At 68.8% G+C, this 24,448-nt stretch carries 26 protein-coding genes and 1 pseudogene; 10 read left to right on the top strand and 17 right to left on the bottom strand.

The genetic code is table 11. The features are described 5' to 3' along the window. Positions 1-5: 5 nt before the first annotated feature. Both U5N23_RS15585 and U5N23_RS15590 read right to left on the bottom strand, forming a co-directional pair. A complete protein-coding gene (locus U5N23_RS15585; protein WP_035204758.1) occupies positions 6-806 on the bottom strand; it encodes an MlaE family ABC transporter permease in 801 nt (266 codons plus the stop codon). A 258-nt stretch (positions 807-1,064) separates the two neighbouring features. Further along, positions 1,065-1,980 (bottom strand): annotated as a pseudogene (locus U5N23_RS15590) (NADP-dependent oxidoreductase). Between U5N23_RS15590 and U5N23_RS15595 the strand changes: the two are divergent. Then, the gene (locus U5N23_RS15595) at positions 1,873-2,181 is read left to right on the top strand and encodes a hypothetical protein (RefSeq protein ID WP_322593893.1); all 309 of its coding nucleotides are present in this window, start codon (positions 1,873-1,875) and stop codon (positions 2,179-2,181) included. The pseudogene U5N23_RS15590 and the gene U5N23_RS15595 sit on opposite strands and share 108 nt — an antisense overlap. Here U5N23_RS15595 and U5N23_RS15600 read toward each other — a convergent pair. Further along, positions 2,153-2,758, bottom strand: a complete 606-nt coding sequence (locus tag U5N23_RS15600; RefSeq protein ID WP_322593694.1) for a TetR/AcrR family transcriptional regulator — start codon at positions 2,756-2,758, stop codon at positions 2,153-2,155. The genes U5N23_RS15595 and U5N23_RS15600 overlap by 29 nt on opposite strands. Positions 2,759-2,825: 67 nt before the next feature. Between U5N23_RS15600 and U5N23_RS33145 the strand changes: the two genes are divergently transcribed. The 3 genes from U5N23_RS33145 (at position 2,826) to U5N23_RS15615 (ending at position 4,688) form a co-directional block, all read left to right on the top strand. Then, positions 2,826-3,089, top strand: coding sequence for a bluetail domain-containing putative surface protein (locus tag U5N23_RS33145; RefSeq protein ID WP_416208617.1), 264 nt, complete (start codon positions 2,826-2,828; stop codon positions 3,087-3,089). A 124-nt stretch (positions 3,090-3,213) separates the two neighbouring features. Then, complete coding sequence (locus U5N23_RS15610) at positions 3,214-3,453, top strand: hypothetical protein (protein ID WP_322593695.1); 240 nt, start codon at positions 3,214-3,216, stop codon at positions 3,451-3,453. Positions 3,454-3,542: 89 nt separating this feature from the next. After that, positions 3,543-4,688: a hypothetical protein gene (locus tag U5N23_RS15615; RefSeq protein ID WP_322593696.1), complete on the top strand. Its 1,146-nt coding sequence runs from the start codon at positions 3,543-3,545 to the stop codon at positions 4,686-4,688. Positions 4,689-4,708: 20 nt separating this feature from the next. Here the strand turns inward: U5N23_RS15615 and U5N23_RS15620 are convergent, their stop codons facing one another. Beyond that, positions 4,709-5,170, bottom strand: coding sequence for a MerR family transcriptional regulator (locus tag U5N23_RS15620; RefSeq protein ID WP_322593697.1), 462 nt, complete (start codon positions 5,168-5,170; stop codon positions 4,709-4,711). Between the two features lie 80 nt (positions 5,171-5,250). On the opposite strand from U5N23_RS15620, the gene U5N23_RS15625 reads away from it, so the two are divergent. The 4 genes from U5N23_RS15625 to U5N23_RS15640 all read left to right on the top strand — a co-directional run bounded on the left by U5N23_RS15625 (position 5,251) and on the right by U5N23_RS15640 (position 8,710). Then, positions 5,251-7,419: a heavy metal translocating P-type ATPase gene (locus tag U5N23_RS15625; RefSeq protein WP_322593698.1), complete on the top strand. Its 2,169-nt coding sequence runs from the start codon at positions 5,251-5,253 to the stop codon at positions 7,417-7,419. After that, positions 7,416-8,027, top strand: coding sequence for a hypothetical protein (locus tag U5N23_RS15630; RefSeq protein ID WP_322593699.1), 612 nt, complete (start codon positions 7,416-7,418; stop codon positions 8,025-8,027). Before U5N23_RS15625 ends, U5N23_RS15630 begins: the two co-directional genes overlap by 4 nt. Beyond that, complete coding sequence (locus tag U5N23_RS15635) at positions 8,024-8,419, top strand: DUF3703 domain-containing protein (RefSeq protein WP_322593700.1); 396 nt, start codon at positions 8,024-8,026, stop codon at positions 8,417-8,419. Before U5N23_RS15630 ends, U5N23_RS15635 begins: the two co-directional genes overlap by 4 nt. A 105-nt stretch (positions 8,420-8,524) precedes the next feature. Continuing rightward, positions 8,525-8,710, top strand: a complete 186-nt coding sequence (locus U5N23_RS15640) for a CsbD family protein (RefSeq protein ID WP_322593701.1) — start codon at positions 8,525-8,527, stop codon at positions 8,708-8,710. Between the two features lie 53 nt (positions 8,711-8,763). Here the strand turns inward: U5N23_RS15640 and U5N23_RS15645 are convergent, their stop codons facing one another. Together U5N23_RS15645 and U5N23_RS15650 are read right to left on the bottom strand one after the other, a co-directional pair. After that, positions 8,764-9,648 carry a YihY/virulence factor BrkB family protein gene (locus tag U5N23_RS15645; protein ID WP_322593702.1) on the bottom strand — a complete coding sequence of 295 codons (885 nt, stop codon included), beginning with the start codon at positions 9,646-9,648 and terminating at the stop codon, positions 8,764-8,766. Positions 9,649-9,679: 31 nt separating this feature from the next. Then, a complete protein-coding gene (locus U5N23_RS15650; RefSeq protein ID WP_322593703.1) occupies positions 9,680-10,216 on the bottom strand; it encodes a pyridoxamine 5'-phosphate oxidase family protein in 537 nt (178 codons plus the stop codon). Positions 10,217-10,462: 246 nt separating this feature from the next. On the opposite strand from U5N23_RS15650, the gene U5N23_RS15655 reads away from it, so the two are divergent. After that, positions 10,463-11,038 (top strand): hypothetical protein, encoded by a 576-nt coding sequence (locus tag U5N23_RS15655; RefSeq protein WP_322593704.1) that lies wholly within the window; start codon positions 10,463-10,465, stop codon positions 11,036-11,038. Between the two features lie 43 nt (positions 11,039-11,081). Here U5N23_RS15655 and U5N23_RS15660 read toward each other — a convergent pair whose 3' ends face one another. The 9 genes from U5N23_RS15660 to U5N23_RS15700 all read right to left on the bottom strand — a co-directional run bounded on the left by U5N23_RS15660 (position 11,082) and on the right by U5N23_RS15700 (position 20,091). Then, positions 11,082-12,077, bottom strand: a complete 996-nt coding sequence (locus U5N23_RS15660; protein WP_322593705.1) for a Bug family tripartite tricarboxylate transporter substrate binding protein — start codon at positions 12,075-12,077, stop codon at positions 11,082-11,084. A 113-nt stretch (positions 12,078-12,190) separates the two neighbouring features. Further along, positions 12,191-12,991 carry a class II aldolase/adducin family protein gene (locus U5N23_RS15665; RefSeq protein WP_416208618.1) on the bottom strand — a complete coding sequence of 267 codons (801 nt, stop codon included), beginning with the start codon at positions 12,989-12,991 and terminating at the stop codon, positions 12,191-12,193. A 22-nt stretch (positions 12,992-13,013) separates the two neighbouring features. Beyond that, positions 13,014-14,570, bottom strand: a complete 1,557-nt coding sequence (locus tag U5N23_RS15670) for a fumarate hydratase (protein WP_322593707.1) — start codon at positions 14,568-14,570, stop codon at positions 13,014-13,016. A gap of 7 nt (positions 14,571-14,577) precedes the next feature. Beyond that, complete coding sequence (locus tag U5N23_RS15675; RefSeq protein ID WP_416208623.1) at positions 14,578-15,570, bottom strand: Bug family tripartite tricarboxylate transporter substrate binding protein; 993 nt, start codon at positions 15,568-15,570, stop codon at positions 14,578-14,580. 25 nt (positions 15,571-15,595) lie between these two features. Further along, positions 15,596-16,252: a maleylacetoacetate isomerase gene (gene maiA, locus U5N23_RS15680; protein WP_322593709.1), complete on the bottom strand. Its 657-nt coding sequence runs from the start codon at positions 16,250-16,252 to the stop codon at positions 15,596-15,598. Beyond that, the gene (locus U5N23_RS15685) at positions 16,249-17,235 is read right to left on the bottom strand and encodes a fumarylacetoacetate hydrolase family protein (protein WP_322593710.1); all 987 of its coding nucleotides are present in this window, start codon (positions 17,233-17,235) and stop codon (positions 16,249-16,251) included. The genes maiA and U5N23_RS15685 overlap by 4 nt, the downstream gene beginning before the upstream one ends. Before the next feature lie 31 nt (positions 17,236-17,266). Next, complete coding sequence (locus tag U5N23_RS15690) at positions 17,267-18,232, bottom strand: MBL fold metallo-hydrolase (RefSeq protein WP_322593711.1); 966 nt, start codon at positions 18,230-18,232, stop codon at positions 17,267-17,269. Positions 18,233-18,257: 25 nt separating this feature from the next. Then, positions 18,258-18,464, bottom strand: a complete 207-nt coding sequence (locus tag U5N23_RS15695; RefSeq protein ID WP_322593712.1) for a DUF2783 domain-containing protein — start codon at positions 18,462-18,464, stop codon at positions 18,258-18,260. Next, positions 18,439-20,091 (bottom strand): FAD-dependent oxidoreductase, encoded by a 1,653-nt coding sequence (locus U5N23_RS15700; protein WP_322593713.1) that lies wholly within the window; start codon positions 20,089-20,091, stop codon positions 18,439-18,441. Before U5N23_RS15700 ends, U5N23_RS15695 begins: the two co-directional genes overlap by 26 nt. Before the next feature lie 162 nt (positions 20,092-20,253). Between U5N23_RS15700 and U5N23_RS15705 the strand changes: the two genes are divergently transcribed. Further along, a complete protein-coding gene (locus U5N23_RS15705) occupies positions 20,254-21,054 on the top strand; it encodes a helix-turn-helix transcriptional regulator (protein ID WP_322593714.1) in 801 nt (266 codons plus the stop codon). On the opposite strand, the gene U5N23_RS15710 is transcribed toward U5N23_RS15705, so the two are convergent. Then, positions 21,049-21,666: an exopolysaccharide biosynthesis protein gene (locus U5N23_RS15710; protein ID WP_322593715.1), complete on the bottom strand. Its 618-nt coding sequence runs from the start codon at positions 21,664-21,666 to the stop codon at positions 21,049-21,051. The genes U5N23_RS15705 and U5N23_RS15710 overlap by 6 nt on opposite strands. Before the next feature lie 121 nt (positions 21,667-21,787). Beyond that, the gene (locus tag U5N23_RS15715; RefSeq protein WP_322593716.1) at positions 21,788-24,310 is read right to left on the bottom strand and encodes a cbb3-type cytochrome c oxidase subunit I; all 2,523 of its coding nucleotides are present in this window, start codon (positions 24,308-24,310) and stop codon (positions 21,788-21,790) included. Positions 24,311-24,448: the final 138 nt, after the last annotated feature.

Here is a 24,448-nt window from a genome sequence, read left to right on the forward strand (position 1 = left end):
ATGGGTCAGTAGTAGTTGCCCATCAGCGAGGCCACTTCGATCAGCAGCAGCACCGCGAACATGCGCGCCAGGCCGCCCAGTTCCGAGTCGGGCTGCCCCCGGCCCTCGGCGTCGTACAAGCCGGCGGCCATGGGGATCAGTGCCACGGTGAGGCTGAAGAACAGTGTCTTGAGGGCGAACAAGGTGGTCACGCTGGGGGTGAACACGCGCCCGAACATGCGCGTGTAACCCCCCGCCTCGGCCAGGTTGAAGCCGTACACGCCCAGGTAGCCCATGACCAGCGCCACCACGCAGCTGAGCGCGGCCAGCGTGATGCTGGCGAACACCCCGGCCACCACGCGCGGCAGCAGCTCCACGCGCACCGGGTCCGAGCCCTGGCGGCGCAGCTCGTCGAAACGCCCCGACTGGCGCAGCAGGGCCAGTTGCGTGCCGTTGGGAATGGTGGCGCGCATGGCCACGAAGAGTGCGGCGGTGAGCGGGATCAGCTCCAGCACCAGCACGCGGATCACCATCTCCATGGCGTAGCGCGAGAGCCCGTAGCTGAGCGCCGTGACCACCACGATGCGCGTGAGCACCAGGCTGATCAGCGCCGCCAGCACCGTGAAGCCCAGCAGCACCGGCGCCGTGTCCAGGTACAGGTGGCGCGCCAGCGAGCGCCGCGTGGCGCGCCCGTAGCTCGACGGCGAGAGCACCAGCACCAGCACCACCGCCCCCAGGTACAGGATGCGCCACCACGCCACGGCCCAGCGGCGCACCGTGCTCCAGGCACGCTCGGGCAGGGACAGGCCGGGCAGGCGATTGATCATGAGGGACATGATAGCGGCGGGGGTACCACTTCCCAAGGAGATGGCCCGCGCCAGCCATCGGGCATTTGCATCGCCTACCGCTTGTGTTGCATGACCGGGCAGCTACACATTGCATAGCAGACGATACATGCGCTCACATGCTGCCGGTTTGCGGGCGTTCTGCTGCAGGGCCGCAAGGCCGGCCCACCGAACCCAAGCCCCGGCCTATGGCGGGCCGAACAGGTTCGGGCGCCAGCGCTTCGGCTGCGGCCACACCTCTCACCTGAGCTGGATGACCACCTTGCCTTTCGCACGGCCCGATTCGACATACGCCAGCGCCTCGTTCGTGGCGTCGAACGGAAACACCTTGTCGATCACCGGGCGGATGGCTCCGGTGTCGATGAGGCGGGTGATCTCCCGCAGTTGCCCGCCATCGGCCCGCATGAAGAGGAAGGAATAGCCGACGCCCAGGCCTTGTGCCCGCCGCCGCACGCTGGCGCTGATCAGGCGCAGCAGCAGCCGCACGATGCCAGGCGCCCTGCTGCCCTTGGCGAATGCCGGGTCTGGCGGGCCGGAGATGGAAATGAGCTTGCCGCCGGTCTTGAGCACGCGCAGGGATTTTTCGAGCGCCTTGCCGTCCTGGCTGTGCAGGACCAGGTCGTAGCCGCGCAGCAAGGTCTCGAAGTCCTGGGTGCGGTAGTCGATGGCGAGGTCGGCGCCCAGGCTTTTCATGGCCTGCGCACTGGCTGCGCCGGCGGTGGTCGCAACGCTGGCGCCCAGGTGTTTGGCCAACTGGATGGCGAAGCTGCCCACCCCCCCCGGAGCCCGCCTGAATGAAGACCTTCTGCCCGCGCTGGAGCCCGCCCCGCTCCACCAGGGCCTGCCATGCCGTGAGCCCCACCAGGGGGATGGAGGCAGCTTCCACCATTGACAGGCCTGCGGGCTTGGGTGCCAGCGAGGACTCCTTGACCGGCACGAACTCGGCGAAGGTGCCGATGCGGAAATCATCGGCCCGGGCATAGACCTCGTCGCCGACCTTGAACTGGCGCACCTGCGGGCCGACCTCCACCACCACCCCGGCCACGTCGTGGCCCAGCACCAGCGGCAGGCGGTAGGGCAGGATGGGTTTGAACTCTCCATTGCGGATCTTGGCGTCCAGCAGGTTCACCCCCGCCGCATGCACCTCCACCAGCACCTCGTCATCGCGCAATTGCGGTCGGGGCAGGTCGGCCAGGCGCAAGGCGCGCTGTTTGCCGTAGCGCTCAAGAAGGAAGGCTTTCATCGTGTGTCCTTGCGGGTTGGCGTATTTCGAATGATGATCATCATATTAAAAGGCAAAAAAAAGCCCGCGGTTTGTACCGCCGGGTTCAGGGCGCGGAAGGAGTCAGGTGCTTGAGGGCTGCTTCGCGCAGGCCGTCCGACAGCGCGGGCTCGTCCACCGCACGCGCCAGCAGCAAGGCCCCGACCATGGTGGCCACGGTGGCCAATGCGCGCTCGTGGGCGGCGGGCTGCCCCCAGTCCGGTGACTGGCGGGCGATCAGATCGACCACTTCCTTGATGTGCCGGGTGGCGGCCCGCCGCACCTCGGGCGCCTGGCGCACGGTTTCGGAGCCCAGCGCGGCCAGGGGGCAGCCGAGCTCCACCTGCTCCACATGCTCCCGCGAGAGGTAGCTGCCGAGCATGGACGCCAAGGCCATGCCCGGCGGCACGCTGGCCACCACGTTGGCGGCAGCGGCGGCGGACTCCGCACATGCCTTCGCCGCAGCTTCGGCCAGCATGGCCTCGCGGGAATCAAAGTGCGCGTAGAAGGCGCCATGCGTGAGGCCCGCCTCCTTCATGATGTCCGCGACCCCCGTACCGTCGTAGCCACTGCGGCGAATGGCGCGCGCCGCCACGGACACGATGCGCTCGTGCGTGGCCTCCTTGGCAGCGCTTCTGGCAGTGGTCTTGCTATTTCGCATGATACATATCATACAACTTTAGCGCGCAGCGTGCACGGCGGCCTGCCCCCACATACGGACCAAGAGGCGCCTGTTCGCCATGAGTACCTGCCTGACGCCCTGGGACCTGCACCTGCACCTGTCATCATGGCCATCGTGCACTGGGGCGACGTGCACATGGCAGGCAAGGCAGGCCGCCCTGGCCGCCAGTACGGCCGGCGCGAACAAGGCCATCGCCTTTGGCTACGGCAGCGACACCTACATCGTGGTGAACGACGCCACGGCGGCGCTGGGCAGCCAGGATGGCCTGGTCCGGTTGAATGGGGTGCCGGTGGTGGGGGATGGGGATTGGCCGGTGGTGTAGAGAGCACTGCAACATGCGGACTGCATCCGTGCAGTACATCACGCTCATCCGGGCTAGCGATCGCCCAGATGGCGCTTCTGGGCATAGCATGGCCGCAGTTGAAACATTTGCAACAGGTGCCGGCATGAACACCCCTTGGCCTCCCAACATCGAACTGCATGGTTCTGTCTACATGGTGAGGCCCGTCACTTTGCGGCAGCGCGCGCCGGTGCCCCACAGCATCTTCATCTTCGACGAAGAAGGCTCCCCGGTCCTCACCGTGCGGGGGCCCTGGGCCAGCTACCCGGAGGCACTCGAAGTCGCCGACGGCCAGCTGCGGCGGCATGTGTCCCCGCCCCCTGTGAACGTGTTCGGCGGACATTGATCGGGCACTGAAAAAAGAGTGCAAACTCGCCGCATGTCCAGCAGCAGTGCCAGGGGGTGGCAATGGGTTACAGGGCTTCTTGGATCAGCGTGGCCGCCAAGGCCGGCGCGGACGTTCTTGCCGAGCTGGGTTTGACCGACAGTGCACAGCCTGTGCAGCCAGGTACCGTGCCCCTGGCGGGCGCACATTTGGCCAACGGCACGTACGTCATCGTGTTCAGCGAGTTCTTTCATCCGATGATCGATCCGCTGTTGATGAAAGTCCTGTCGCTGAACTGCATCGTCGTCGGGTGCGCCGAGGACGAGAGCACCAACGCCTCGATGGCGTTTCTCTGCCGCGATGGGGCGCGGGTGTGGACGGTCTCCCATGTCCTGTCGGAGGGCGGCGACCACCTCGGCATCGAAGGCGTTGCGCCCAGGGCGCTGGCGCCCTTGCTGCAGGCAGCGCTCCAATCGCGTGCGGAGCACGGCCACGATGCCGTCTTCGGCGTCCCTGCCGCCCTCGCGGAAGAGGTGTGCGGTTTTCGGCACAGGGGGCGGCAAAACGGGCCTGCGCCCGTGTTCACACAGCTCGACCGGAGATTCGCGGACATCGATGCCACACTGGGCGAACTCGTGCACGCTGCGGCGGCTGTGCTGCAGGCCGCAGGCTACGTGCAAGAGGACGCCAGCCGCCCCGGTCTTTTCACCAAGACCACCGAGCATGAACGGATCCAGGTGTACCTTCGCCAGTCGACGACGCCGGAAATAGGAGTCATGTACTTCGACGTGCGCGCCGAAGTGTGCAACCGGTATGTAGACGGACTGATGCACCAGGCGGTGCCGCAGCTGCACGCCACGCAGACGGCGGTGCTGCGCTGGTCAGGCGCATTGGATGGGGACAGTGCAATGACAACCCCCGCCGAAGTGGCCGCATACCGATCACAACTCCAGAGCGCGTTCTCGCCATGGCTGGACCGGCTGCACGACCTGGTGGCGCTGGAGGCGCTGGTCAACGGCCACCCACCCTATGGCAGCGCGATGGGAGAGGCCACGCAATGCCATTTCGATGGCGACACCGGCTACTCCCGGCTGATCCTGGCGTACCTTGCCTCCAACCCGCGCTTCGAGGACATGGTGGTGCAAACCGAGCGCGCCCTGTCGCGTGGCAAGCCTGACCCGAAAAGTGACCTGAACAAGGTCTGCAACCACTTGCGAGCGCACGCCAAGCCAGTTTCACGGGCGACCGTGCGCTGAGTCAGTCCCTGGCCGTCTCATCAAACATGCCGCTTGGCCGGCGCCGGCCCTGGCGGCGCCACGGGCTCGGCATCGGCGCGCTCGTGCAGCGCGTCGATCACATGGCAGTGCCCGTCGGTGCCATCGCAGCGGCGGCGCAGGGCGATCAGGTCGCGCTCCAGGGTCTTCAATTCCTGCAGGCGGATGCGCACGTGGCTCAGGTGCTCGTCCAGCGTGTCGCACGCCGTGTGGTCGGCACCGGCGGCCGAGCGGTCCAGTGCCAAGAGGGTGCGCACCTCGCCCAGCGACATGTCCATGGCCCGGCACTGGCGGATGAAGCGCAGCTGGTGGATGTCGGCATCGCTGTACAGGCGGTAGCTGCTCTCGCTGCGCGGGCCGGGCGCAAGCAAGGCCTCTTTCTCGTAGTAGCGGATGTTGGCGGTGGAGACACCCGAGCGCTGGGCGGCCTCGCCGATGCGTAAGCTTGCTGTGTCTGCTGGCATGCGCTTGACCTTCAAGTGACTTCAAGGATTCCAATCATGGCATGGCGGATCGCAGTCCGCCCCCGCAAAGGAAAAAAGCCATGACAGAAACCAGCCGATCCACGGCACCTCAAGCCCCGCCGCAACCAGGGTCCCCGGCGCCCGTGGCCTTGCCCATGCCCAAGGCAGGCACGGTTCGCCGTGCGCCGCAGATCAATGTCTCTTGCTGCAACCCCGGAGCCAGTTGCTCGGACGACGCGGCACCGGCCAAGGCCGCTGCCGCGCCGCACAGCCACGAAGGCCATGACCACAAGGCGCATGCCGACCACGAAGGGCATGACGGCGGGCATGAAGGCCACGAGCACGGCGCCCTGCCCGGCTGGGGCCGCATTGGCGCGGCGCTGGTGGCAGCCACCGGGGCCGAGCTGGCCCACCTGCTGGGCCCCGATACGCCCATCTGGCACGGCGCGGGCATGGCGCTGGCGGCAGCCGCCATCCTGCTGGCGGGCCTGGGGGTGTACAAGAGCGGCATGCGCTCGCTGCTGCGCGGGCAACTGGGCATCAGTGCGCTGATGGCGGTGGCCGTCACCGGCGCTTTCGCCATCGGCCAATGGCCCGAGGCGGCGATGGTGATGGCCCTGTATGCCCTGGCCGAGCGCATCGAGGAAGGGGCTGCGGGCCGCGCGCGCAATGCCATCGGCTCGCTGCTGGCGCTGAGCCCGGAGCAGGCCGACGTGCAGCAGCCCGATGGCCAGTGGCGCAGCGTACACGCGGCCGAGGTGGCGCTGGGTGCCACGGTGCGCGTGCGCCCCGGCGGCCGGGTGCCGCTGGACGGCACGGTGACCACCGGGCGCGGCGCGGTGGACGAATCCAGCGTCACCGGCGAAAGCCTGGCCGTGGACAAGACCCCCGGTGACCGCCTGTACGCCGGCACCCTGAACGCCCAGGCCGAGATGCTGATGCAGGTGACCTCGGCGGCAGGCAACACCACGCTGGACCGCATCATCCGCTCGGTGGAAGAGGCCCAGGCCAGCCGCGCCCCTACGCAGCGCTTCGTGGACCGTTTCGCCGCCATCTACACCCCCGCCGTCTTCGTGCTGGCCGTGGTAGTGGCCGTGGGTGCGCCGCTGCTGCTGGGCTGGGGCTGGCTTGACGCCATCTACCGCGCGCTGGTGCTGCTGGTGATTGCCTGCCCCTGCGCGCTGGTGATCTCCACGCCGGTCACCGTGGTCAGCGGGCTGGCGGCTGCCGCGCGGCGCGGCATCCTGGTCAAGGGCGGGGCCTGGCTGGAGCAGGCGCGCGGCATCCGCGCCGTGGCCTTCGACAAGACCGGCACCATCACCGCCGGCCGCCCGGTGCTGGTGGGGCAGGCGCAGTTTGGCGACGATGCCGCCACCGACGTGGCGCGCGCGCTGGCGGGCCGCTCGGACCACCCGGTATCGAAGGCCATCGTGGCCGGGCTGGGAGAAGCACAGGCCTCGCTGCCTGAAGTGGAGGACTTCACCGCCCTGGCCGGGCGCGGTGTGCAGGGGCGCATTGGCGGCAGCACCTGGCAGCTGGGCAACCGCCGCGCCATGCAGGAGCGCAACCTGTGGACCGACGCGGTCGAGGCCGCCGCCGCCGCGCACGAAGCCCAGGGCCGCAGCGTGACCCTGCTGGCCGACGCCGGTGCCGTGCGCGCCCTGTTCGCCGTGGCCGACACTCTGCGCCCGCAGGCCGTGCAGGCGGTGGCCGACCTCAAGGCCCTGGGCATCGTGCCAGTGATGCTCACCGGCGACCATGCCGCGGCGGCCCAGGCCGCTGCACAGGAGGCCGGCATCGACCAGGTGCAGGCCAGCCTGCTGCCCGAGCACAAGCTCGCCGCCATCGCCGCGCTGCAGCAAAAGCATGGCATGACGGCCATGGCGGGTGACGGTATCAACGACGCGCCCGCGCTCGCCAAGGCCGACATCGGCTTTGCCATGGGCGCTGCCGGCACCGACGTGGCCATGGAGACGGCCGATGTGGTGATCATGAACGACGACCTGCGCCGCGTGGCCGAGACGGTGCGCCTGTCGCGCCGCACGCACACTGTGCTGGTGCAGAACATCACGCTCGCGCTGGGCATCAAGGCCGTGTTCTTCGGCCTGGCGCTCACGGGCCAGGCCACCATGTGGATGGCGGTGTTTGCCGACATGGGCGCCAGCCTGCTGGTGGTGGCCAACGGCCTGCGCATGCTGCGGCCCGAGCAGGGCACCACGCCCTCCATTGCACAGGACAAGCCGGCATGAGCAGCGACGCAATCACCACCACCTCCGGTGCCGCCATCGCCGCCGCCATGGGTACCACCGGGATGGGAGCACCCGCCAGCGCCCTGCCGCAACCGCCCGGCTGCCTGCGCATACGCCTCACCACCACCCTGCCCGCCCCGGCCGACTGGGTGGCCAAAGAGCTGCAGACCACGGCCCTGTTCCGCTGCATCACCGCCCCGCTGCTGCAGTTCACCACCGTGCACGGCCCCTGGCCTGCGCACTGGCCCCTGGGCGATACCGAGCTGCGCCTTGCCCTCTTCGGCCTGCTGCCCATGGGCCGCCAGACCGCGCGCATCAGCGTGCACCCCTGCGACGGCATCCCCGGCGCCTGGCCCCTGCTGCGCGACGACGGCACCGGCCAGTTGATGCGCGTGTGGGACCACCGCATCACCGTGCATCCCCTGCCCGGCGCCACTGAAAGCACCTGCTACACCGACGAGGTGTTCGTGCGGGCACGCTACCTGCCGTGGGTGATGACGCCACTGTCCGCAGCGTTTGCCTGGCTCTTCTACCGCCATCGGCAGCGGCGCTGGCGCAAGCTGGCACGCAGCCACGCCGGCCCGCAGCACCCCGGGGCATCCGCATGAACGGCCAGCCACCCCAGGCGCCCGCGCTGCAGCGCCCGGCGTTCGACCATCTCCTGGCCCTCTTTGCGGCCAGCGCAGGCGAGCCGCCGGCCGCGCGCTGGCCCTGGCTGGAGGCGGCCCACGTGCTGGGCCAGACCCTGCTGGGCCTGCACTGGCGCTCGCACACCGCCATGCTGCGCTACGCCCTGCAGTTGCGCGACGGACGGGAGGTGCTCGGCCAGCTGCTGCGCCTGGCGCTGGTGCCGCTGGGACACCTGCTGCAGCGCCTGCCCCTGGGCAACATCGGGCGCGCGCATGTGCCTGCGCTCAGGCCCATGGTGCCAGGGCAGGACATCACGGAGCGTATCCATGCGGCGCTGCGGGCGGCGGATGCTGAGGCGGCATGGATCTGAGCAGCGCGGAGACACGCTGACGGGGTGCCTGCTGACACGGGCAAGTGGCACGTCGGCCGATCATCTGCCTTACCGCACGTTCCGCGGTGCCAACGAAAGTGACCCATGAACAAAGACCAAATAGCAGGACGCGCCACCGACATCAAGGGCCAGGTGAAGGAAGCCGCAGGCAAGCTCGTGGACAGCCCCAAGCTCCAGGGCGAGGGCCTGGCCGACCAGGCCATGGGCAAGACCCAGGCGAAGGTGGGCGACGCCAAAGAGGCCGTGAAGAAGGCCATCGACAAGATCTGACCCTGCAGATCTGGCGCGGAACAAGCGGCCTGCGGGCCGCTTTTTCCTGCCGGTCAGGCGGGGGCTTCAGCCGCCGCTGGGCCGGGCGTCTTCTCGCGCAGCACCGCATTGACCTCGGCGCCGAAGATCAGTGTCGTGGCGCTGATGTACAGGAACACCAGCGTTGCCACCACGCCCGCGAAGCTGCCATAGACCAGGGCGAGCTTGCCGGCGCTGCGCAGCGAGTACGACAGCGTGGCGGCGGCCAGCGCCCACAGCACGGCCCCCACCACGGCGCCCGGCAGCACCGTGCCGATGCGCTGGGGAATGTCGGGCAGCCAGCCATACAGCAGCGCGTAGAGCATGGTCAGGGTGATGCAGGCCGCACCATAGCGCACGCTGTCGTACAGCCAGACCACCTGGTTCGCCCCCTCCACGCTGGACACGACGAACTGCCAGATGCGCGGCATGATGATGACGGAGCTGAAGATGACCAGCACGCCAAAGCCCACGATCACCGTGAACAGCGTGACCTTGATGCGCGCCTTCCAGAACGGCAGGCCGCGCGCGATGCCGTACGAGCGGTTCAGCGCCGAGCGCACGGCCTGCATGCCCGACGATCCCGTCCACAGCGTCACGATCAGCCCCACCGTCAGCAGCGCCTGGTTGCGCTGGGCCAGCACCTGCTGGATCACCGGCTGCATGGCCTCGCGCACGAGCTGGGGCGCGTAGCCCATGACCCGTTCGGCCAGCGCCGCCGCGTCGCCCGGCTGGCCGAAATACCCGGCAGCGGCGGACAGCAGGATCAAGAGCGGAAACATGGCCAGCACCGACGAGAACGCCAGGCTGCCGGCCTGGTTGGCGCTCTGGTGCAGCACATAGTTGCGCACCGCCAGGATCAGAACCCCCAGCACCGGCATGCGGATGAGCGCCCGGCCCAGGCGCCGAAAGCCTTGCATGGAAATCGTCACCAAGAAACTGGCAGGCGCATCAGGGGCGAAGCTGCCCCTCGACGGAGTCGTCCAGCGTCTTGCCGATGGCGGCGCCGATCACCATCTTGGTGGCCGCCACCAAGCTCCCGTGCTTGTTGTCCCAGTAGTAGCCGGATGCGGGCACGACCTGGATCACCGTGATGCGCGGATCGTCCTTGCCCCCGGTGAACCAGGTCTTCATGACCGGGTTCCACAGTTCGCCGATCAAGGCCTTGTCGCGGTGGATGGTGGCCGTGCCTTCCAGCACCAGAAAACCTGAGTGCTTGGCGCCTTGCAGGAAGATGCGTACCTGCGGGTCGGCTTCGATCTCGCGATTCTTGTGGCTGTCCGATGCGCTCAGAAACCACAGGTGCCCGGCCTCGTCGGCCTTCTCGATGCCCATGGGCCGCGTGCCCTGCGTCTCTCCATCGGGCGCATTGGTGCAGAAGAAGCAGGAGCCAGCGTCCTTCGCCATGTCCTGGATGCGCCTGGCGGCATCGCCGCCAGCGAGGTGCTGGTGGGTCTCTTCTGGCTGGTTGTTGTTGATCGAGTCCACGGGAGTCTCCGGTTGATGGATGGCTCCAGAGATTGAACCTGTGGCCCTCGCCAGCCTTTGTAGGAGGCGGCCAACGGCCTGCGCCATCCATTGCGACGTGCGACGCTTCAAACGGGGACATGTGTAGGAGGACAGCGCGTCCGCCCTGCCTCTCGCTCCGGTGTGTGTCCAATCTGGTTAGAGTGAAACGAACCGCACGCCGCAGCCCCGAGGGCGCGGCGCACTGTTTGCACGAAAGGCAAAAAAATGAAGATGCTTCACATCGCCACCGTCTGCCTTGTCCTTGCCGGATGCCAGGCAGGCCCCCCGGTACAGCGCAGTGCCGCAGACGACCCCAGCGCCATCTGCCTGGCCGGGATGGACAAGCACGGCGCGCTGGAAGTGCTCAGGCCTCGGATTGGAAGCGCTGCCAATGCACAGACAGCGACGCCAGACCTGCTGACCAGCACCGCCATCCCCACCGCCGAGGAGAAGAAGGCCATCCAGTCCTGGGCGGGCCTGCGCCGGGAGTGCGTGAACGCCGGGGCGGAGTTCCGGCTGAAGAATGCCCCGCCCGCCTACGCCGACCTCGTGGAGGAAGAGAACGCGCGCTTCACCGTGCTGCTCTCGCAGCTGTATGCGGGCCAGGCGGGCTATGGGCGCTTTCTCACCGAGCGCATCGCGCTCGACACCGAGATGAAGAGCCGGCTCAACAACGCGCGCGGAGAACACGAGCGCGCCAACGCGCCCATCCGCCAGGAAGAGGCAGCCCGCAGGCGGGCCGAGCTGACCAGCGCGCTGGCCGTGCTGCAACTGGCCCCTGCACCGCCAGGCAAGAACTGACCGGCTCGGGCACCCCCGGCAGGCCCCCGACCGCAGTGCGCTCTCAGGATTCCGCAGTGAAGCCGATGGCCTTGACGATAGGCCCCCAGCGCTCTCCGTCGGCCTTGAGCAGGGCCGCCAGTTCGGCGGGAGTGGACGAGCGCGCCTCCAGCCCCATCGCAGCCAGGCCGGCGACCACGTCCTTGTCGGCCAGCGCGGTGCGGATGGCGGCATTGGCCTTTTGCACCACATCGGCCGGCGCCTTGCCGGGCAGGAAGAAGCCGAACCATTCGTTGTAGGCCATGTCCTTGTAGCCCTGCTCGGTCAGCGTGCTGACATTGGGCATGAACTTGTTGCGCGTGGCGCCCGACGTGGCCAGCACGCGGATCTTGCCGCCTTGCAAATGCGGCAAAAACTCGCCCACCGGGGCAGAGACGGCGGCGATCTGCCCGCCCAGCAGGTCCAGGATGGCCGGCTGCGAGCCGCGAAAGCCGACATGGCGCATGTCGACCTTGCCCGCGCGGCTGATCAGCTCGCCCACGAAGTGCGGCACCGAGCCCGGTGCGGGCGAGCCGAAGTTGGCGCCCGTGGGGTTGGCCTTGCACCATTCGAGGAACTCGGGCACCGTCTTCACCGAGGCGGGCACCTGCGGGCCTACGGCAAACCCCATGTCGAACACCACACCCAGCGAGACGGGCGTCACGTCGGTCACCGGGTCGTAAGGCAGCTTCTTGTAGGTATGGGGGTAGATGCCCAGCATGGACATGGGCGTGGCCAGCAGCGTGGCGCCGTCCGCCGGGGCGGCCTTGAGCGTGGCGATGGCGATCTGCCCGCCCGCACCGGTCTTGTTCTCGACCACGGCCGACTTGGCATAGCCGCCCGTGATCTGGGTCGCCACGCGGCGCGCCAGGGTGTCCACCGTGCCGCCGGCGGCAAAGCCGGCGAGGATCTTCACGGTGTCGAGCGCCTGGGCCTGCGCCATGAAGGGCAGCGTGCCTGCGGCGCCGGCCAGCGCCAGTTGCAGGATGTCGCGGCGGGAGGTTTCGGGGGAAAGGCTCATGGTGTGTCTCCTGTGCTTGTTGTGCAATCAATGCGTGCGAAACGGTGGCGGCAACCCCTGCCCGGTGGATGCCACTGCCCGAAGATGGTACGTGAAAACCGGGGCCACCCGGCCTAGAAAATACCCGTCCGTGGCGCCACCAGGTCATGAAGCCCCAGCCCCGCCCGGCGCACCGCGGCCCAGAACAACTTGGCATGCAGGTCGTTGTCCGGGTCGGTCAGCCCCACGTCGCGCGCCGATACCGCGAGCGCCTGGGGCGCGATGGGGGTGTTGGCGCCAGCCATGGAATCGGCCAGCACCTGCACCTCGCAGGCGCGCTGCAGCACATAGTTGAAGTAGAAGGCCTCGGGCAGGCTCCGGCCCGTCACCAGCAGACCATGGTTGCGCAGGATCAGGCAGTTGCTGGCGCCCAGGCTCTGCACCAGGCGGTCCTGCTCGCCCGGGTGCACGGTGATGCCCTCGAAGGCGTGGTAGGCCACGTTGCCGCTCAGGAAGGCCGAATAGAAGTTGTTGAACTTGAGGCCCTCCTCCTTGCACGACACCGCCACGCCCGCCGTATGGTGGGTGTGCAGGATGCAATGCGCGTCCCCGCGTGCTGCGTGGATCGCGCTGTGGATCACGAAGCCGGCGCGGTTGACGGGGTAGTCCCTTGCCCCCACCGGGTGGCCCTGCAGGTCGATCTTTTGCAGGTTGTTCGCCGTCACCTCGCCGTAGTGCAGCCCGAACGGGTTGATCAGGAAGTGCGCCGCCGGCCCGGGCACGCGCACCGTGATGTGGTTGAAGATCTCCTCGCTCCACCCCCGGGCGTGGAACACGCGGTAACACGCCGCCAGTTGCACGCGCAGGCGCCACTCCTCGGGCTCCATGCCTGCAGGGCGGGCAGCAGCCAAATCTCGTTCATCGAACATCGTCATCTCCTTGTGGCCTGGAGCGTTCTCAGACGCTCTCCAGCGTGATTGTCTTTCGTGCCACCTTCGCAATGCGCTTTTTCCACTCCGCCGGCCCGGTGATGTGCGCGCTGGTGCCCCCCGCATCCACCGCCACCGTCACCGGCATGTCCACCACGTCGAACTCGTAGATGGCTTCCATCCCCAGGTCGGCAAAGCCCAGCACCTTGGCGGTCTTGATGGCCTTGCTCACCAGGTAGGCAGCGCCGCCCACGGCCATCAGGTAGGCGCTCTGGTGCTTCTTGATCGCCTCGATGGCCACAGGGCCGCGCTCGGACTTGCCGATCATGGCGATCAGGCCGGTCTCGGCCAGCATCATCTCGGTAAAGCCGTCCATGCGCGTGGCGGTGGTCGGGCCGGCCGGGCCCACGGCCTCGTCGCGCACCGGGTCCACCGGGCCCACGTAGTAGATCACGCGGTTGGTGAAGTCCACGGGCAGCTTTTCGCCCCGGGCCAGCATGTCCTTGATGCGCTTGTGCGCGGCGTCGCGGCCGGTAAGCATCTTGCCGTTGAGCAGCAGGGTATCGCCGGGCTTCCAGCTGGCCACTTCTTCCTTGGTCAGGGTGTCGAGGTTGACCTTCCTGCTCTTGTTGTAGTCGGGCGCCCAGTTCACGTTGGGCCACAGGTCCAGCGAGGGCGGGGTCATGTACACCGGGCCCGAGCCGTCCATCACGAAGTGCGCGTGGCGCGTGGCCGCGCAGTTGGGGATCATGGCCACGGGCTTGCTGGCCGCGTGCGTGGGGTACATCTTGATCTTCACGTCCAGCACCGTGGTCAGCCCGCCCAGGCCTTGCGCGCCAATGCCCAGGGCGTTGACCCGGTGGTACAGCTCCAGGCGCATCTCCTCGACCTTGTCGAGTTTGTCGCCGCGCGAGGACTTGGCCTGCAGCTCGTACATATCGAGGTCGTCCATCAGGCTTTCCTTGGCCAGCAGCACTGCTTTTTCTGCCGTGCCGCCGATGCCGATCCCGAGCATGCCCGGCGGGCACCAGCCGGCGCCCATGGTGGGCACGGTCTTGAGCACCCAGTCGATCACGCTGTCGCCGGGGTTGAGCATGATCATCTTGCTCTTGTTCTCGCTGCCGCCGCCCTTGGCCGCGACGGTGATGTCCACCGTGTTGCCGGGCACGATCTGCGCGAAGATCACCGCAGGCGTGTTGTCCTTGGTGTTCTTGCGGTCGAACTCGGGGTCGGCCACCACGCTGGCGCGCAGGGTGTTGTCGGGGTGGTTGTAGCCACGGCGCACGCCTTCGTTGATGGCGTCTTCCAGGCCGCCGGGAAAGCCTTCCCAGCGCACGTCCATGCCCACCTTCAAGAACACGTTGACGATGCCGGTGTCCTGGCAGATCGGGCGCTGGCCGGTGGCGCTCATCTTGCTGTTGGTCAGGATCTGGGCGATGGCGTCCTTGGCCGCGGCGCTCTGCTCGCGCTCGTAGGCGCGCGCCAGGTGGGCGATGTAGTCGCTGGGGTGGTAGTAGGAGATGTACTGCAGCGCAGCAGCAACGGACTCGACGAGATCGTCGTATTGGATCGTGGTGGTGGTCACGGGCACCTCAATCGACCTTGATGCCGCGCTCGCGGATCAGCTTGCCCCAGCGCTCGCGCTCGGTGCCCACGTAGGCGGCCATCTGCTGCGGGGTGCCCGGCGTGGGCTCCACGCCCATCGCCAGCAGCTTGCCCTGCACGGCCTCGGACTGGAGCGCGGCGACCAGGGCGGCGTTGAAGCGCTTCACGTCCTCGGGCAAGGTGGCCGTGGGCACCGTGAGGCCCTGCCACGAATAGGCGTCGAAGCCGGCCAGCCCCTGCTCCGCCAGTGTCTGCAACTGGGGCAGCACGCGCGTGCGCCCCCCGGTGGTGACGCCCAGCGCCCGCAGCTTGCCGCCCGCGATGTGCGGCAGCCCGCTGGCCGAGTCGATGAGCATGCAATCCACCTGGTTGCCCAGCAGGTCCTGCACCGCCGGCGCTGCGCCGCGGTAGGGCACATGCACGAGGTTCAGGCCCGTGCGCTCGCGCAGCAGCTCGGTGGCCAGGTGGTGGGCCGTGCCGGCACCGGGCGAGGCATAGGTCACGCCCTGCAGGCGGGCCTTGGCCCAGGCGAGGAACTCCTTGAAGTTGCTGGCCGGCACGCCGGGCGCCACCACGAGGATCAGGGGAAAGCGCGCGATCATGCCGACCGGCGCCAAGTCCCGGGCGGCGTCGTAGCTGAGCTTGTCGAAGAGCGCAGGGTTGGCGGCCAGGGTCGCGAAATCGCCGCTGAACAGGGTGCGGCCCCGCTCCCGCGAGCGCGCCACGTAGTCGGCCGCGATGTTGGTCGCCGCGCCAGGCTTGTTGACGATGACGATGGCCTGCCCCAGCGTCTTTCCCATGGGTTCGGCGATGAGCCGGGCCACCACGTCGGAGCCGCCCCCGGCGGCATAGCCGACCACCCACTCGATGGGTCGGTTGTCCGCGCCGTTGGCGCCGGCCAGCCGGGACAGGGGCAAGAGGCAGGCACTCGCCAGCAAGGCGCGTCGCGCGGGCATCGAAAGCACGGGGTTTGGTTTCATCATCAGGTTCTCCATCGGTGGTGGTTCAGTGGGCATCCGCCTGGCTGGCGGGTTGGGCGCGTTGGAATGCGGGCAGCTCCATGCAGGCCGCTTCGATGTGCCGTACGCGGCCGTAGGGACGCAGGTCGGTCTCGAAGCGCCGCGCATTGAACAGCTGCGGCACCAGAAAGCAGTCGACGATGGAAGGCGAGGCGCCCAGCGCGTAGTCGCCGACCGTGGGCACGCCCTGCAGCTCGGCCTCCATGCGGGCCAGGCCCTCGGCACACCAGTGGCGGTACCAGGTGTTGACCTCAGCTTCGGGCAGGCCGAGCGGGCCACGCAGGTACTTCAGGACGCGCAGGTTGTTCAGCGGGTGGATCTCGCAGGCCACGAGCTGGGCCAGCGCGCGGGCGCGCGCCTTGCCGGGCTCGTCGGCGGGCAGCAGCGGCACGGCCGCGAACCGCGCATCGAGGTATTCGATGATGGGCTGCGACTGCTGCAGCCGCAGCCCGTCGATCTCGAGCAGCGGCACCAGGCCGAAGCTCGCGATCTCGCGGTAGGCCTCGCCGCAGTGCTCGCCGGCCGCCAGTTGCCAAGGCACGGGCTCCCAGGCCAGACCCTTGAGTTCCAGCGCGATGCGCACGCGAAAGGCCGCAGAGCTGCGAAAGTAGGTGTGCAGGCGCAGCGGCGCCGGCGTGCTCATGCAGGCACCCCGCCGATGCGCACGGTCTGCGCGATGGCGCCGAACAGGCTGTGCCCATCCGGGTCGCGCATCTCGATGCGCACTTGGTCGCCGTTGCGCAGAAAGGGGGTGAGCGTGGACGCACCGCCCAGCTGCTCGCGCACCCGGCGCTCGGCCAGGCAGCTCACGCCCGCAGCCGGGTCGCGGTTGGACACCGTGCCGCTGCCGACGATGGTGCCCGCCACGAGCCGGCGCGTGCGCGCGGCATGCGCGATCAGCCGGCCGAAGTCGAAATCCATGTCCACGCCGGCATTGGGCGCGCCCAGGCGCTCGCCGTTGAGCATGGACACCAGCGGCAGGTGCAGCTTGCCGCCGCGCCAGTGCGGGCCCAGCTCATCGGGCGTGGCGAACACCGGGGACAGGGCCGTGGCCGGCTTGGACTGCAGAAAGCCGAAGCCCTTGGCGATCTCGGGCGGGACCAGGTGGCGCAGCGTGACATCGTTGGCCAGGCCGACCAGGCGCACCGCGCCGAGCGCGGCTTCTGCGCTGCAGCCCAGCGGCACGTCACCGGTGATCACGACCACCTCGGCCTCCAGGTCGATGCCAAAGGCCTCGTCGGCGGCTTCGATGGGGTCGTGCGCGCCCAGGAAATCGTCGGACCCGCCCTGGTACATCAGCGGGTCGCGGCGCAGTTCATCAGGCGTGTCGGCGCCGCGCGCGCGCCGCACCAGCTCCACATGGTTCAGGTAGGCCGATGCATCGAGCCACTGGTAGGCGCGCGGCAGCGGCGCCGCGCAGGCCTCGGGGTTGAATGCTTCGAAGGCGCCCTGGCGGGCCTCCAGTTCGTCGGCGACCCGTTGCAGTGCGGGGTGCATGCGGTCCCATTGGTCGAGCGCGTCCTGCAAGGTGGGGCATTCAGAAAGAGCCCGCATGCGCTGCAGGTCGCGGCTGACGACGACAAGCTGTCCGTCGCGCCGGTGGTTTCGGAGGGTGGCGAGTTTCATGGGGAGGTGTCGGTCGGAGGTGTCGTGGGGTTCAGGGCTGAATGGCGGCCCACATCTCGCGGTCGCGCACATCGGTCCAGATCCGCGGGTTGGCGATGCCCTGCGCTTCGTCATAGGCGCGCGACACGTCAAAGGGAATGCAGTGCTCGTAGATGAACACGTGGCCGAACACGGGGTCCATCACGCGCCGCGTGTCGGCATAGACCTGCTGCAGCGTGTGGCCGGCGGCCACGCCGTCGCGCGCGCACTGCAGCAGGGTCTGCACCCAGCCGCGCGTGTACTCGATGGCGCCCAGGCTGTCGGCCGCCGTGCGCAGCGCCGGGCCGCGGCCGGGCACGAGCTGCTGCGGCTTCAAGGCAGCCAGCCGGTCCAGCGTGGCAGGCCAGGCCGCCAAATGTGCATCGCCGGTGTAGACGCCGGCATTGAACTCCACCAGGTCGCCCGAGAAGACGATGCCCTGTGACGGAATCCAGACGATGGAGTCGCCGCTGGTGTGGCCGGCCCCGAGGTGCAGCAGGCGCACCTCCAGGCTGCCCAGGTGCATGGTCAGCTCCTGGTCGAACACCATGGTCGGCCAGGTCAGGCCGGGAATACTCTCCTGGGCCTGGAACAGCCGCGGAAAGCGGCCGATCTCCGAGGCCATGTCCTCGGCCCCGCGCTCGACGATGAGGTCACGCGTCGCCCGGCTGGCGATGACGTTGACCGCGCCCTCGGGCACGAAGCCCGCAGCGCCGAGCACGCGCACGGCGTGGTAGTGGGTGAGCACCACGTGGCGGATGGGCAGGTTGCTCACCTCGCGGATGCGGCGCACCAGGGCGGCGGCCATCACGGGGGTGGCGGTGGCGTCGATGACCATCACGCTGTCGTCGCCGATGATCACGCCGGAGTTGGGGTCGCCCTCGGCGGTGTAGGCCCAGGCGTTGGCGGACAGCTGGGTGAAGCTGGTGGTCTTCTCGGCCAGGTCGGCCTGCGATGCGAATGCGGTGGAATGGCTCATGCTTTCTTTCAATTCAAGGGGGGATTCAGGGCAGTGCTGGTTGCAGGCTGCGGCCAGCGGAGCGGGCCACGCTGGCGATGGCGGCCTGCAGCCGCGTGGCGTCGTCCACTTCGGCCGCGAGCGCCAGCACCAGGCGGGCGAGCAGGTCGCTCTGCACGGCGGGGGTGGCGGCGTCGGTCAGCGCGATCAGGGACTCCAGTACGTCGTCAAGCTGTTGTTGCGTGCAGGTCATGGACAGGGGTGGGTGGTGAGTCGGTGGGAAGGGGCGCGAGGGCAGCGGCCAGCAGGGCCGGCACCAGCGCGGGTTGTTGGTGTGCCAGGCGCGTGGCGACATGCTGGTCGGGCCGGATGAGCCAGGCCTCGCCGCTGTCCGCCCCCACCCCGAGCTGGCGCAGCAGCGCTGCGCGGGCCTGTGCATCGCAGGCCGGGGCGAGAAAGGCCACGGTCAGCAGCGGGTGACTCACGGCGGTGAGTGCAGGCGGCAGTTGGTCGCCAAACACCAGCAGGGTGAACCAGGGGCCCAGCAACTGGTGCAGGCTGCTCGTCTCGGCCAGCCGCACGTCGGGCAGCGCATCGCCCTCCCCTGCGCCGCCTGCGAGCAGCGGCGAATCGGTGTAGCGGCAGGGGGCCGACAGCCTGCCGGTGTTGATGCAGCGGGCCGCCCAGGCACAGTCCGGCGCCATGGCGATGATGGCGTCACGCCAGAGCCGGGCCGATGCATGGCCTTGCGGATGCACGAAGCGCGAAGACCGCCGTGCCTGGCGGATGTTCTCGAAGGCGCCCTGCTTGCGCTCGGTGGAATAGGTGTCCAGCAGCGCCTCGTCGGCGCCCTGGTTCAGCACAAGGGCCAGCTTCCAGGCCAGGTTGTCCGCGTCCTGCACGCCACCATTGCCACCGCGCGCGCCGAAGGGCGCGACCAGATGGGCGGCATCACCGGCAAACAGCACGCGACCGCTGCGCAGATGGTCGAGGCATTCGTGCCGGTAGGCCCAGACCCCGGACCAGGCGATCTCGAACGCCAGTGCCTCGCCGAACAGTGCCTGCACGCGGCGGCGCATGGCCTCGGGCGTGGCGGCCTGCACCGCATCCTCGTCATCGCGCAGCTGGAAATCCAGCCGCCAGGTGTCGTCGGCCATCTTGTGGCGCCAGACCGCGCGCCCGCCATTGGCCGATGCGTCCAGCCAGGTCCAGCGCTCCTGGGCCCAGCCGCAGCCGGGCGCCGTGATGTCGATGATGATCCAGCGGTCTTCGGTACGGTCATGCACCACGGGCTCCAGGCCCAGCGCGGCGCGGCAGGGGCTGGAGGCCCCGTCGCAGGCCACGGCCCACTGCGCATCCAGTGCATAGGGCCCATCGGGGGTGCCCACGGTGAGGCGCACTCCGCCCGGGTGCTGTGCGATGTGCCCGACCTTGTTCAGCCAGCGCAGCTCGGCCAGCGGCTCGGCCTGCAGCGCCTCGACCAGGTACTGCTCCACGTAGTACTGCTGCAGGTTGGCAAAGCCGTTGTGGCGCAGGTCGGGCTGGTCCTGCAAGGTGTAGGAGGTGACCGGCTGGTCCTTGGCGAGCACGCGCGCCACGTTCCAGGCGACGCCCTTGGCGGTGATGCGCCCGGCGACGCCCAGGCGCTCGAAGATGTCCAGCGTGCGCTGCGCCCAGCACATGCCGCGCGATGCCAGGCCGCGCACGCCCACGGTGTCGTCGTCGTCGAGCACCAGCACGGGCACGCCGCGGCGCGCCAGGTCGAGCGCCAGCGACAGGCCGGTCAGCCCCCCGCCGATGACCACGGCGGGGCGGGAATCCTGGGGGTTCCCGTCCAGTTCGGGCGGGCGGCGGTAGGGGTAGCGGGGCAGGACGTGCATGGCATCTCGGCGTTGACTGAGCTGCCATTCTGGAAAGCATCGTGTCCCCTGTCTGTCCCCTCGCAAGGGGACATGCGTGCGCCCAGGGTCTGTGGCATCATTTCAGGAAAGCGCGCCTGCGTACCCCCACGCAAGGCAGAGCGCACAGGAGACAACAACACCATGGATTGCATACCCGCGCTGTCGACGCGCGATGCCTGGCTGGGGCATTGCGTGGCGGACATCGGCAGGCCCGGTTTCCACGCCCGCCTGCTGCAAGGCATCCACACCGTGCTCGGCGCCGACCATTTCAGCCACCTGAGCTACGACCACCAGGGCCGCATCCGCCATGCGGCGGCGGCCAGTGTGTGCGACCAGCGTCTGATCGACTCCACCACCGACATCTACGTCAAGCACCTGTACCAGCGCGACCCCAACTATCCGCTGGTGCGCGACAACGCCCCGGAGGCCCCTGGCCAGGGGCCTGACCTGCGGCTTTTGCGCATGTCGCCCACGAGCATCGGGGATACCGAGTACCGGCGCGTGCTGTTCGACGAGCCGGGGTTCACCGGCAAGGTCTCGTTGCTGGGCCAGTGGGGCGACCGCAGCTGCTACCTGAACTTCTATTTTTCGCGGGTGCCGCTCGACATGGGGCGGGCCTCCACGCTGCTCGGCCAGTACGGCAGCACGCTCATGGGCCTGGCCTGCCGGCACGACGAGCTGGCGTTTCCCGAAGAGGAAGAGGAAGAGGAGGAGGAGCGCGATCCGTGGAGCACGCTGTCTCCGCGCGAGCGCTCCACTGCGCAGTTGCTGATGGACGGATGCACCGCCAAGGAAATAGGCCGCACGATGGACCTGTCGCCAGCAACCATCGTCACCTACAAGGAGCGCATTTTCGCCAAGCTGGGCGTGGGCAGCCTGCGGGAGTTTCTGGCACTGGGCAGGCCGCCCGAGCAAAGGCGCGCTCAGCGGCACCTTTCATAGCAGGTGCGTGACCAGCAGCCCTGCCGCGCCGCAGGCCAGCAATGAGGCCACCACCATCAGCGCGCCATCACGCACCAACAGGGCCAGGCCAATGAGTGCGATAGCCCCCATGGGGGCCGAGGCGGCGAACGGAATCATCTCCAGCGGCGGCACCATGCAGGCCAGCGCGATGCAGGCCAATGCCGCCAGGCGAATCCCCAGGCCCGAGGTCAGCCAGCGCAGCCGGCCATGGAACCAGCGGTCCATGCGCGCGGCCATGGGTCGCGCACCAGCGACCATACGCTTCATCCTGGCCGCGGCCACCCCGCGCCGCGCCACCCACCCGGGCATCCACAGGCGCTTGCGGCCGCTGAGCATCTGCACGGCGAACAGCACTACCACGGCAGCCAGGGCCGTGGCCGTGCCCGGCACACCGCCCAGGGGCGATATCTCGACCAGCGCTGGCACCAGCAGAAACGGCCCGTAGCTGCGCGGGCCCATGGCGTCGACCATGTCGGCCACCGTCACACGCCCGTGGGTCTGCGCCAAGCCGTCGAATTCATCGAGGATCTCGCCGAGGGTGTCGGGGCTGGAGGACGCAGCAGCCCCTCCATCGGTAGCGGCAGCAGCCATGTCAGCAGTTCGGGATGCACTCATGCGCCCAGCATGGAGACCCGCCCCGCTGCGGGCTGCCAGACAGCACCCCGTGCGCGCGTGGGAAGCCGGCGAAGCGGCCACCCCTGCGTGGCACCGGTCACATCAGCGATGGGAGCACCTGCACCACCAGCGCCCCCACGATGCCCTGCACCGTCACGTAGTGCCAGAACAGCACGGTGTTGTCGAGCGTGGCGCGGGCGCCCTGCTGCAGGTGCCCGGCCAGCGAGCGGGCCAGCAGGTAGGCCCCCATGATGAGCAGAATGCCCACGTGCATCGCCTGCCAGCCCAGCAGCGCGGCGACGGTGGCGCTCCAGGCATCGGCGCGCGGGCTCAGGCCGGCCTGCAGGTGGCCCATGAATTCGAGCGCCATGGCCCCGCAGGCGCAGGCCGTGGCCAGCACCGTGGCCACGCGCAGCCAGAACTGCGCGGATGAAGCCTGGGCGAAGGACCGCTGGGCCGCCCACAGCAGCCCCGAGCCCAGCAGCCACAGCGCCGCCGACGATGCCGGCCACGCCACCTGCGGCAGGGCCGCGCCCGGTGGCGGGCAGACATCGGCCGCCATGGAGACATGCAGGTGCGCAAAGGTGGCCGATGCGAACACGCTGGCATCGACGCACAGCAGCACCACCACCGCCCACCACGAGTGCGACTGCCGGCCCACCAGGCGCGTGGGCAGGAAGACGCCGGCCACCACCTCGGCCGTTGCCGCAGGCACGGCCCGGTCGGACTGCCAGAGCCAGACCACCATGGCCACCAGGGCGATCACGCCGCACAGCACGGCCGGCACCACCATCGAGACCGTGAGCAGCAGGAAGAACCCGGCCGTGCCCGCCGCCGCGATGAAGGGCGACCAGCCGTCGCCCGGCAGCAGCAGCAGCTGGCGCGGCGTGGCGTGCACAGCGCTGGTGACCAGCGACTCGCGCCCGCCGAAGACGGTGCGCGGCAGCCAGTAGGCGCCCTGCTCCGCCGCTTCGCGCAGGCCCGGGTGCTGCCACAGCGGCTCGCGCGAGCTGACGGGCGGGATGCTGCGCAGCCCGTACTCGCCGCCCGAGGCCCATTCCAGCGTGGGGGCGTTCCAGGGGTTGGCGGGCGGCCCTTTGCCGCGCAGGAAGGCGCGTACCAGGTCGCCGAAGCACAGCACCACCCCGAGCGCGAAGACGAAGGCCCCGATGCTGGACAGCAGGTTGGGCCACTCCCAGCCCAGGCCCGCGTCGTAGGTGTACACCCGGCGCGGCATGCCCATGAGCCCGGCGATGTGCATGGGAAAGAAGGCCAGGTTGAAGCCCCCGAACATGAGCCCGAACACCCAGCGCCCCAGCCGCTCGGACATGCGGTGGCCCTGGGCGACCAGCGGCAGCCAGTAGTACAGCCCCGCGAACACCGGGAACACCATGCCCCCGATCAGCACATAGTGCAGGTGCGCCACGATGAAGTACGTGTCGTGCACCTGCCAGTCGAACGGCAGCACCGCCACCATGATGCCGGTGAGCCCGCCCAGCACGAAGATGGCATGAAAGCCCACGAGGAACAGCGTGGGTGCATTGGCCTCGACACGCCCGCGCCAGAAGGTGGCGATCCACGAGAACACCTGCACCGCACTGGGCACGGCCACGGCGAAGCTCGCGGCCGACACCAGGTGCATGGTGAACGAGCCCAGCCCGGCGGTGAACATGTGGTGCACCCACAGCGCAAAGCTGAGCAGCCCCACGCCCAGCAGCGCGGCCACCACCCAGCGGTAGCCCACGATGGGCGTGCGCGCCAGCGCGGGCACCATCATCGACACCATGCCCGCGGCGGGCAGAAAGATGATGTACACCTCGGGGTGGCCGAAGAACCAGAACAGGTGCTGCCACAGCACCGGATCGCCCCCGCGCGCGGGGATGAAGAAGGGCCAGTCGAACGCGCGCTCCATCTCCAGCAGCAGCGTGCCGGCGATGATGGCCGGAAACGCGAACACGATCATCAGCGCCGTGACCAGCATGGCCCAGGCATAGATGGGCATGCGCGCGAGCGTCATGCCCGGCGCGCGCGTGAAGAGGATGCCGATGATGATCTCGATGGCCCCGGCGATGGCCGATATCTCGATGAAGCCGATGCCCAGCAGCCACCAATCGGCTCCCACCCCGGGCGAATGCTCCTTGCCCGTGAGCGGCGGGTACATGAACCAGCCGCCGTCGGGCGAAGCCCCAAAGAAGATGGTGCCAAAGAACACGATGCCGCCGATGGCATAGGCCCAGAAGCCATAGGCCGACAGGCGCGGGAACGGCATGTCGCGCGTGCCGAGCATGCCGGGCAGCAGGTACACGGCCATGGCTTCGACCACGGGCACGGCGAAGAGGAACATCATCACCGTGCCGTGCATGGTGAAGATCTGGTTGTAGGTGGCGGCCGATACCAGGTCGGCCTGGGGCACGGCCAGCTGGGCGCGCATGATCAGGCCGAGCACGCCGGCGAGGACGAAGAAGAGCAGCGCGGTGCCGATGTAGAACAGGCCGACCTGGGTGTTGTTGACTGCGGAGAGGAGGCGCCAGCCGGACGGGGGTTGCCAGGCGCGTTCGAGGGCCTCGCGTTCGCCGGCGGGGCGGGGCGAGGGGTTGAGGGGTGGGGGTGCTTGTGTCATGTTGCGCCCCGTTGTTGACTGGTGCTATGGCCGTTTGTCTGTGGTTGCGTTGTGCCTTGGTTGAGGGCGGGAGCCGGGATGTGCGCCCGGCGGCGCAGTAACTTTCTCTTGCGTCGCCAAGAGAAAGTCACCAAAGAG

Source organism: Acidovorax sp., assembly GCF_034519795.1.
In the GTDB taxonomy this organism is placed as follows: Bacteria; Pseudomonadota; Gammaproteobacteria; order Burkholderiales; family Burkholderiaceae_C; genus Acidovorax.